This window comes from Halovenus aranensis (assembly GCF_900100385.1).
GTDB classification, from domain to species: domain Archaea; phylum Halobacteriota; class Halobacteria; order Halobacteriales; family Haloarculaceae; genus Halovenus; species Halovenus aranensis.
In genome coordinates, this window is sequence record NZ_FNFC01000030.1 from 1 (window position 1) to 9,555 (window position 9,555).

General features: G+C 52.5%; 9 protein-coding genes. 5 read left to right on the top strand and 4 right to left on the bottom strand.

Annotated features, from left to right (window positions below):
- The 3 genes from folE to BLR34_RS16055 form a co-directional block, all read right to left on the bottom strand.
- Positions 1-531 (bottom strand): GTP cyclohydrolase I (gene folE, locus BLR34_RS16045; protein WP_092704858.1); only part of this gene is annotated, 531 nt, incomplete at its 3' end.
- A gap of 1 nt (position 532) precedes the next feature.
- The gene (locus BLR34_RS16050; protein ID WP_092704860.1) at positions 533-1,306 is read right to left on the bottom strand and encodes a 7-carboxy-7-deazaguanine synthase QueE; all 774 of its coding nucleotides are present in this window, start codon (positions 1,304-1,306) and stop codon (positions 533-535) included.
- Positions 1,306-1,761, bottom strand: coding sequence for a 6-pyruvoyl trahydropterin synthase family protein (locus BLR34_RS16055; RefSeq protein ID WP_092704862.1), 456 nt, complete (start codon positions 1,759-1,761; stop codon positions 1,306-1,308). Before BLR34_RS16055 ends, BLR34_RS16050 begins: the two co-directional genes overlap by 1 nt.
- A gap of 860 nt (positions 1,762-2,621) precedes the next feature.
- On the opposite strand from BLR34_RS16055, the gene BLR34_RS16065 reads away from it, so the two are divergent.
- The 4 genes from BLR34_RS16065 to BLR34_RS16080 all read left to right on the top strand — a co-directional run bounded on the left by BLR34_RS16065 (position 2,622) and on the right by BLR34_RS16080 (position 8,749).
- Positions 2,622-5,525, top strand: coding sequence for a DUF6884 domain-containing protein (locus BLR34_RS16065; RefSeq protein ID WP_092704866.1), 2,904 nt, complete (start codon positions 2,622-2,624; stop codon positions 5,523-5,525).
- A 139-nt stretch (positions 5,526-5,664) separates the two neighbouring features.
- Positions 5,665-6,699: a tRNA-guanine transglycosylase gene (locus BLR34_RS16070; protein ID WP_092704867.1), complete on the top strand. Its 1,035-nt coding sequence runs from the start codon at positions 5,665-5,667 to the stop codon at positions 6,697-6,699.
- The gene (locus BLR34_RS16075; RefSeq protein WP_092704869.1) at positions 6,696-7,592 is read left to right on the top strand and encodes a hypothetical protein; all 897 of its coding nucleotides are present in this window, start codon (positions 6,696-6,698) and stop codon (positions 7,590-7,592) included. The genes BLR34_RS16070 and BLR34_RS16075 overlap by 4 nt, the downstream gene beginning before the upstream one ends.
- On the top strand, positions 7,592-8,749 hold the full coding sequence (locus tag BLR34_RS16080; RefSeq protein WP_092704871.1) for a BREX system ATP-binding domain-containing protein: 1,158 nt from the start codon (positions 7,592-7,594) through the stop codon (positions 8,747-8,749). The genes BLR34_RS16075 and BLR34_RS16080 overlap by 1 nt, the downstream gene beginning before the upstream one ends.
- Positions 8,750-8,760: 11 nt before the next feature.
- Here the strand turns inward: BLR34_RS16080 and BLR34_RS16085 are convergent, their stop codons facing one another.
- On the bottom strand, positions 8,761-9,003 hold the full coding sequence (locus BLR34_RS16085) for a MarR family transcriptional regulator (RefSeq protein ID WP_092704873.1): 243 nt from the start codon (positions 9,001-9,003) through the stop codon (positions 8,761-8,763).
- Positions 9,004-9,261: 258 nt separating this feature from the next.
- Between BLR34_RS16085 and BLR34_RS17295 the strand changes: the two genes are divergently transcribed.
- A partial coding sequence (locus tag BLR34_RS17295; RefSeq protein WP_449271826.1) for a DUF7344 domain-containing protein occupies positions 9,262-9,555 on the top strand: 294 nt, incomplete at its 3' end.

Genomic DNA, 9,555 nt, shown 5'->3' on the forward strand with positions numbered 1-9,555 from the left:
CCTAGTGGTGGTGGTACTTTCCGTTTCGACGCCGCGCATCGCCTCACAGAGGTGCGTTGCGTTCATTTCAACAAAGACGGTAGCTGCGTTGAGTTCCTCTTTGAGTCCTGATGCGATATCGTTCGTCAGCTGTTCCTGCATCGTGAGTTGTCGTGACTGCCAGCGGACGTACCGAGTCAGCTTCGAGAGCCCCACCACCTCGTCTGTCGGCCGATACGCCACATGGACTGTTCCAAAGAATGGCAACAAGTGGTGCTCACACAGCGAATACACGGGAATTGCGGTTTTCACAACGAGATCAGTCGTCTCGGTGTCGAAGGTCCGCATCGTCGGCTTCGCGACCTCCCGTTGGCCTTCGGTGAGTGTCGCGAATGCGTCTGGGACACGGCGCTGCCAGGTCTCCGCGAGCGCGTCACTGTTCGGGTCCTCACCGACGGCCTCTAACAGGAGACGAACACCGCGCTGGGCTTTCTCGTAGTCGATGTCTGATTCTACCTCGTCAGTCGCTAATTGAGAGTGCGTACTCGTCATGTTACGTTTCGGGGGCGTCGTTCCAGAGGTCGACGTGCAAGCGGGGCGTGTACCGGTAGCCGTACTCCATCGCGAGGTCAGCGACCTCATTCTGGCGGGCATCGAGTTCGTCTCGAGTCGTCCCCTCGGGCATCAGCAGCACGTCGGAATCCGAGATCCGACTCGCTGCCGTCGATCGGACGTCAGCGAGGAGGGATTCGATCTCGGACAGGTCATCGGGGCCAGTGACGACAAACTTGAGTTGTGCGTTGTAGTCGTCGACGAGTGCGCCGAGTGCATCGAGGTCGATGCGCCGTTCTTCATGACGGTCTGCCCACTCGCCATCGCCCTTGGGGTCTTTCTCAGGGGTGGGTGTACTGGAGGCGAGTTTCGGGCTGATGCTTGCCAGATCGATGGGGGCGTCACGGTGGATGGTGCCGTTGGTTTCAACGGTAGTGTGGTAGCCGAGATCGTCGAGTTGCTCGAGAAGCGTGACCGCGTCATCGTGGATAAGCGGTTCACCACCAGTTAGGACGACGTGGCCGGCATCGTCGTGTGACTGGACTTCCTCGACGATGTCGTCGACGCTCATTGTGGCGTGGGTGGGCTCCCAGGAGGTGTGGTAGGAGTCACAGAACCAACACCGGAGATTACATCCGCTGGTGCGGACGAACACCGATGGCATCCCGGTGAGCTTCCCTTCGCCCTGGAGCGAGTAGAAGAGCTCGTTGACCGGCAGTGCTGCACCATCGAAATCGTCCGCTGGCTGCTCATCAGTTGTCGAACTGACTGGCATCAGTGTGTTTCCCCCGCACAGAGCTCCGATGTCTCCCGCACCGCCACTGAGATGTCTGAGACTGACTCTGGAAGTGTCTCGAGGAGTTTCCGTTCCAAGATGAGCCCCATCACTTCCGCGGTCGGTGGGTGTTCGAGAACAACGAGTGAATCACCGTCGCCGCTCTGCTCGAAGGCGTCGATGAGCGGGTCGTCCTTCTGGAGGAGGAAGCGGTGGTCCCAATCATCTATTACTGAGGTAATATCCCCTTTGTCTACGACCCAGCCATCCTGGGTGAGAGATCCAGTGACCTCAACCGAGATTTCGTAGTTGTGTCCGTGTGGACGGCTACATTTCCCATCGTGGTGGAGGAGGCGATGCCCGGTGCTGATTCGGATCGGGTTGTCCTTTCCTACGAATAGTGTTCTCTCACCAGACTCAGTAAGATCGGAGACCGATTCTTGTTCAAGATGCATACCAAGAGATTCTCCCAGTATTCACTAAGTATTATCGATAGCATTCCCACTCTGCCTCTAATCACGTAAGGAAATTATATTGCGGTTGGCAAATTAGAACCAATAGTCGTGGAAACGTCGTCAGTCAGTCACCTAGAGACGGTTCAGCCGGATTGGGACGACCTTCCGCTAGCTTGCGAGTTGCTTGAGTTGCGACGGCGTGAGCCGAATGCTGATTTGCGGACATTAGCTTTCAACAGAGGCGTCGTGGGGTCAAAAAAAGTTCAGCACGTGACTCGACTCTTGGAACTGCTTGACCTTCTGGATGAGGGCGAACTAACTGAAAGAGGGGGATGGCTGACCGATGCGTATGAACCTGCACTGCAGCAGAGTCATACAGGAGCAAAGTTAGGCGTCGGAGTGAAAGATTCGCTATCGTGTACCGAACAGGCTCTTCTCTGGATGGTTATTTTTTATGAACATCGTTTGCCAATGCTGGCAGTTCTCCATCAACTCACAGTTGAAACCGTTCCGACAACTCAAGACACACCAGCGGCACAGAGGTTCAGTGAACGAATCGACCATCTCTACCCCGATGTCGATAGTGAGAGTTCGTGGGTACCACGTGCTAAAGTACACTACAAGTGGTTAGTCCACCTGGAGCTCGCGAAGATTCGGTCGAGTAGTTACGTTCTGACCGAGCTCGGCGACGGTGTTTTTGAGCAAGTTGAGGCAGAGTACCCTGACCAGTGGGATTTGATACAGATTCATACTGGCCCTACACTATCTGACTTCGGTTAGTTAGTGCCAGTTACAGAGTGAGGGACTTCAAACGGATTTATACGATGCCCTCCCATCGCTACTACTGGTGACTATCTAACGTGCGGTTCTACGTACCTGAGTGGGACGACGCAGTCGACTCCCACTATGATTTCGAACACGACGAACTCTCTAGCTTGAACCGTCAAGAGCGCGATTTGGACTATATCTGGGACATTTTCGAGCCCGAAACCACACCAGTAGACGGGGTCCTCATATCTCGCGAACAGGTCGAAGAGACAAACCGCAAAGCTGAGCGACTAGCCCAGTACGGTGTCTACGATGACCCCGTACTTTCTATCCCGAATTGGTTACCGACGATTAGTGACTGCGGGGCTTGGGGGTACAAGTCGCTCCCTTTCCCACCGTACGGGAACGAGGATATGCTCGACTTCTACGAGACGCTGGACGTTACTGTCGGCGTCACTATCGACCACCTCGTTCTAGGGTCGGGAAAGGACAAGGGGCGGCTCTATCTTGACGAATGCGCGTTCAGTGGGGCACTCAACAAAGGCGACATCCCCGATCGCATCACCGATGTCGTTGACGTTATGATCGAGGAATGGCCAGATGAATGGCCCTCATATGTCGACGAGTACGAGCCAACGATTCGTACTGATCTCGATATAGAAGTTGAGCCGTTCATCGCTGAGGACTTTCGGGGAGACATTGATACCGTTCTGTCCCGTCTCGCACAGGATTCACGTGCGGTCTATCGCGAACACGACGCCGAGTTCCGCTACGATCTGACGCTGCGGAACGCCCGAGAGATGTATGACCTCTACCAGCGTCGTGACTATCCGTTCCGACTGATGGTCGCTATCCAGGGATGGAACCCTGATTCATACAGTAAGGCCACCGAGGAAGTGCTTGGTATGGGTTATGACTACCTCGGAATCGGGGGAGTCGCAGGTAGCCCAGTTCACGACGTTCGTGGAATCGTCAAGAGCGTCGGGAAGACGATCAAGCAGTTCGAACGAGAACACAACACCCGCATCGACTCCCACGTCTTCGGCTTCGCGAAGACTGAGGCGTTCGAGACGATTGGTCGGTCGGGGATGACCAGTTTCGACAGCGCGAGTATGCTTCGTTCGGCGTGGACCGGTGGACAGAATTATCGTCTTGATAACGGCGAACGCTACGATGCCATTCGAGTTCGCTATCCATCGAGCCGGGACGATCTCGACGAAGCTGTTGAAACGTCCCTACGCGGTCGTGAAACATTGGTGGCACTCCGAGCATACGATACAGGAGATTCGATTCGTAATGCTCTCGAGAATTGGTACAAACAGGCTGAGACGGTGCTTCCAGCGACGAGAGAATATCTCTTGGAACACCGCCACGATGATCAGTATGATGAGTCGCTCCTACAGGACATAGAAAGAGCGTTCCGAGAGGATTTCGAGTATGGCCGCGAGCTGCAGGCGAGCTTCAGTGATAATCTCCGTAGTAAGTTAGTCAAACTTCTACGGGAAGATACCCCGACTGCCCCAGTTCCGTTCGAGGAGTACGACGAACTACTGAGCACAGCGGTAGACGTATTTGAGGGGTTCCCACACGCAAAGACCGTTTTGGACGAACCGTACGTAGTCAGTGACTATGATCGAGTCTGGGCGATTGTCCGGGATTACGCTACTTGGATCGGCGACGACGACCTGCTCCAAGAGTATCAAGATACCCTTCGAAGTCGTCCGTGGGAGAAATGTGACTGTCCAATCTGTAGAGATAACGGTATCGAGGTTTGCATCTTCCGGGGGAACGATCGGAATCGGAGACGAGGGTTTCACAATACACGACGCTTCTACGATGAATTCGAAGAAGACCTTCCGAAGATCCTCGTCGCGACCCTAGGTGGTGCGGCGCTCAGTGGCTACGAAACTGTTGAAGACTATCTTCGCGACAAACACTCCTCGTTCTGGGCCCAGACACACGACCTTCCGGTCGCAGAGGTTGGTGTACTAGATGCGAACGGCGTGAGTGAGTGGTGGGAAGAAGCTCCGTCCATCGTCTCGTTCGCCCCAGATCGTATGGCAGCAAACGTCGGTGAACAAGCAGCCAGGTACCAACACCTCTTCGTGCACACATTGGATGGTGAAATTGACGAAGAAGTCGTAGCTGCTGCTCGTGAAAACGGTTGCGAGGTTCACACCAATAACAACCCCCGAGACTTGCGAAATGAAATACTCGATGTCTGCGGACAGAACTATACAGCCAGTGACGACTTTGTACCTCATCCACCTGAGATCGATATTGAGAACGGATTGGACATCCTTGTCATCGACCAGTGTTCAGGATCGAAGGAAATACCAGACGACGCACCCATCTTCGGTAAAGAGGAAACTCTTCAGTTCTCTCGTGAAGACCTCCTTGCTCGTGATAATGTGCCAGGTATTGCGGCACGCGACCTGTACACTGGACGCCAGCAAAACCACGTCAAGAGTGCAGTTCGATGGCTTATGCGACAAGGCCACGACGTCGACCGCTACTTTGTGAGTGCAGGATTTGGCCTTGTCGCAGAAGACGAGTATCTCCCACCCTACGAGGTAACGTTCAGTTCAATGACCGTTAGCGACATAAGAGAGCGATCTGCAAAACTCGACATCCAAAAAGACCTACGACACCTCCTTGGAGAGGCCGATTACGATGTCGTCTTCTTTACCCTCGGGAAGGACTACTACACCAGTATTGACATCGACGATATGGTTCAGGAGGTACGTTCCGATCGAATTGGTGTGGTCTTCAACCGCGAACTTGTCGAAGACCAGTTTGACAATATCGAATCCATCCCCGCACGGACAGAGGACGCAAAAGAACATGGCACGATCGTTATTGGACTCAAAGGACACTATATGAAGAACTTCGCTCGATACATCGATACTGTCGATACTCTTCGCCCGGAATCTATCGAAGAACTATGTCGGCGAGTGGAGGAAATACCACCACAAGCGAAATTCGAGTCTGAATGATTCTCCACTACCAGATAGTGCCGTACGTGTTATTTCGCTCCTAAGAGTTGTTCTCCTATTTCAGGACAAATGTATGATGTATGATGGTTTATATCGCCCCATTCACTAAGTAAGAGGACAGCCTATCCGAGCGGGAGGCATGTTGTATCGACGCAGGAAACTCGACCTCCCCCGAGGAGAATTGGACACCCCAGTTCTCTTTCCCGTCAGAAACATCGGGAAGCGGTCGAGTGACAATACACCGACGTACGTCGGCACGATCCCAGAGTTCTCGGCAGCGATGATCAACGCGAGATCAATCCGCAACCGAGATCCAATGTGGCAGAGAATATCGAATGGTGTAACATTACGAGAGGAAATGGACGTCCCCGAGGACACCATCGTTTTCGCCGACAGTGGTGGGTTTGATTTCGCCAACAAAGAGGTGGACACTACCCCAACAAAAACGCTTGATACCCAGAGTAAATTGGATGCGGATATCCTTGGTACAGTCGATATTCCTCTCTCAAGAGAGAACCGTGCAGCAGAAAATCAACGGCGAATCGACCAAAGCATTGAGTACGCACTCAAAGCGAGCGATCAACACGATGGTGATGGACTTCTCTTCGCGAGTGTCCATGGTTACGATCCAGAGACGATTCGGAATAACATACAATACCTGGAGAAAAACGGCGAATTCGATGGGTATGCCCTCGGGAGTATGGTTCCGATACGAACGGATTATAAAAAAGTAACAAAATTGATACTATCTGCACGAAACACGACAGACAAGCACCTGCACGTGTACGGTCTCGGAGGCCTCGTCTATCAACCACTGCTGCTTTATTTGGGGGTCGACAGTTTCGACTCTTCGGCCTTCATTCGTAGTGCAGGTAACCGGAACTACCTGATTCCGGGCTTCGGTGGGGAAGAACTACGGAATATCGAGGAGTTAAACAGGCTCCCCTGTCCCTGCCCAGTTTGTGGAAAAAAAGAACTTGACGAGATTCGCGAAGACCGAACTGCCCTGACTCAGCATAATCTCTGGGCACTCGCGACCGAACTGCGACGCTTCCGCTATGTCGCCGAATCTGGTCGAGACATTGAGGAGTACCTCGACTTGCGCTTCAGCGGGAACGAGGTCACCAAGCGGGCATACGAAACCGCGAAGCAACAGATGCGGAGGCTCACATGAGTGATGAGAGACCAACTGTAAGGCCAGTCACTCTCAGTCGGATGGCTGAACTGACTCATGCCTGCGAAGCAGTTAGCAAGTCAACTGAGGACCTCGAGGACGAATTGGACGTAAGTCACCGCCGTGCGCGTGAAACAATCCTCGAAGCGAAGCGTATCTCCTTACTCGACGAAGACGACTCTGGCGAGGAGCCAGTCTACACGACGACTGATGTCGGTAGGTCGTTCCTTAGTGCAATTCGCGACGCGGACTGGGGTCAAGTAAGCACAATCCTGGAGACACGTAGTCCTCACTACGGGGCCTTCATTGAGGTTCTTGAAGACGTCGAAAACGCTGGGTTAGACACACTCCTGACTCAATTGGAAGAGACACAGGAGTTCAGCCCATATTCGTATAACCAAACGAGTGTGGAGGTCCTCGGGGATTGGGCTGAGCGGTTGGGCCGAGTCCAACGGAACGCGTTCACAGGAGAGTACTACTTGGCAGACCAGGCGGCGATATCCGCTAACTTCCATTACCTACTATTGGACGTGTACGACGATCTTGAAGAGAGAGCAGGTGTTGACCTGCGACAGCGTTACCTGTCGATTCCGCGTCTCCGTGAGGAGACCTGTGAACGACTTGGCTGCACTCGTGATAATTTCGACGGAGCGCTGCTCGCGCTCTGCCGACAGAACGTCGGTAAACTCGAGTTGTCGGGAGCACCCATGGATACGGCCGCAAAGGATGCCGCACTCGGCATCAAGCGTATTGCACTCTCTGAAGAGGACGGTTTAGTTAGCACATCTCAGTCCACTCAGCAGGTCATGGCCGGTGTTGAACAGTTCGGTAAGAAATACTACTACCTCGCGGTGCATGACCGCGACATCGAATACTCACAGGAGGCTACATAATGTCTGACGCATTCACGATCACCGATGAACAGCAAGACTACTCACAGTACGACCTGAACGCGAATCCCTTCCCATACAGTCCAGTACCAGCTGAAGACCCCGAGATTTACTGCGGGCAACAGCACGTTTCGGACAAGATCAGCTCGACGGTTTCGTCGATGTTGTCTACTGGGAAGTCGAAGCATCTGGTGGTTACCGGAAAGTATGGGAATGGGAAGTCTCATACGCTCAAGTATACTCGCTCGCTACTCCGCGATCGCGATGACGTCGTCGTAGGTTATGTCGCCCAGCCTGGCGAAGGATTCCTCGATATCTACCACGAGTTCGTATACGATCTGGGCTTCAACCGACTCCAAGAGCTCGCATACGAGTTCCTTGCATCTGTGGCGAGAGATATCACCGACACGAACCCGATCGGTGCCAGTGGGATGGAGTCACTGATAGATGACGGCGACGTGCTGCTCTCGGAAATTGTCCCCGAGGCGATTCGCCGTCTCAGCGATGTGACGAAGTTCGCCGACTTTGCGCGTGCCATCATCCACATGGTGTACGAGGACACGAATCTCTATGCGTGGCAGTGGCTCACCGCAGAGGGGATTCGATACGAGCAGCGCAAGGAGATGGAAATTCACAGCGCACTCGACGACGACACGATGGGTGTCCGGGCCTTCACCGCACTCAAAAATATGCTGCTCGAACTCGGCTATACCGGTATTTTCGTCTTCGTCGACGAGTTCGAGAGCATCGCACGACTCTCACCCAAGGACGAACAGGCAACACTCAACAGCATTCGACACCTGATGGATCAGAACAGTTCGGGACTATGCATGCTGTTTGGTTGTGCTCCCGAGGTCTGGCAGGACGTGATGAGTGAGTACCACGCATTCAGCGAACGGATTGGGGAAGAAGTTGCTCTAAAACCGCTTACTAGTGAGAACCTCTGTGAGTTGGTGCGTGACTATTTAGATCAAGAGAGGGTCACCTCTGCTGAAAATGAGGGGATAGACCCCTTCTCTGAGGAGGCGTTGGATTTAATTCTCCAAAGATCACAGGGCAATATCCGACAGGTTCTATCTATGTGTAGCCGCCTCCTCGATGATGCCACAGAATCGCAGGAAAATAAGATTACAACTGCTTGGGTTGAAGAAAAGCTATGATATTCAATAATTCAGGTGTTACCATTTCGGGGATCGTCAACAAATTCATAAAGTCCCTCCGTGACCTTAGTCACCCATCCAGCAGCGATGAGTTGGTTAAGTGCATAATTCACTTGCTGTTTGTTTAGACCGGTTTGTTCTCGTAGGAATAATGGATTCGCTCGTCCCCAGGGTTGAGATGAACTTCGCCCTTCCTTCAAAACATTCAGGATTTCTTCCTCGTTTTCACCCGGTGTGTATTCCTCATTAGTCATGTGTGACGAATATGCATCAGTTCGTATAGTCGTATCCTTCCGTACTTATCTAACAGAGTAAATTACTACGTTAGAATTAAGGGCCTGGAAGAGTCTAGATGGTATAAAGCGTGGGTCCCTCAGAAACGAGAGCGGTGCTGGAGACACCGCACCCGCGCTGCCTGTGACAGACAGCATGTACATTCAAAACGACAAACTGCAAAAATCCGATGGTCAGAATCGAAATAAGTCGCTGATTGGAAATCGAGGAGATCCTGTATGACGTCTACTGTCCATTACCCCAGTAGCGTGTCAAATGTCCTTGGAATACTTGGAAATAAACGGCGAATACTTGTATTAAATTATTTATTTTTATTTGGGTACGAACAGGATATCGAGGTCCGACATCTTGCGAGGGTGATTGGAGGCGTCGAAAATGGGATTTCACCACGAGAAGTCACTACCGAAGATTATGAATCCGTATATAATGGGTTGATTCAGAACCACCTGCCAAAGCTTGCCAAATACGATATTATTGATTATGACGACCGCGCGAAAGTCGTTACAGTCACT

Bases quoted from the DNA above. Each gene is read 5' to 3' on its own strand.
- BLR34_RS16085 (WP_092704873.1), bottom strand. From the start codon at position 9,003: ATGACTAATGAGGAATACACACCGGGTGAAAACGAGGAAGAAATCCTG.
- BLR34_RS16055 (WP_092704862.1), bottom strand. From the start codon at position 1,761: ATGCATCTTGAACAAGAATCGGTCTCCGATCTTACTGAGTCTGGTGAG.
- BLR34_RS16080 (WP_092704871.1), top strand. From the start codon at position 7,592: ATGTCTGACGCATTCACGATCACCGATGAACAGCAAGACTACTCACAG.
- BLR34_RS16070 (WP_092704867.1), top strand. From the start codon at position 5,665: ATGTTGTATCGACGCAGGAAACTCGACCTCCCCCGAGGAGAATTGGAC.
- BLR34_RS16075 (WP_092704869.1), top strand. From the start codon at position 6,696: ATGAGTGATGAGAGACCAACTGTAAGGCCAGTCACTCTCAGTCGGATG.
- BLR34_RS16050 (WP_092704860.1), bottom strand. From the start codon at position 1,306: ATGCCAGTCAGTTCGACAACTGATGAGCAGCCAGCGGACGATTTCGAT.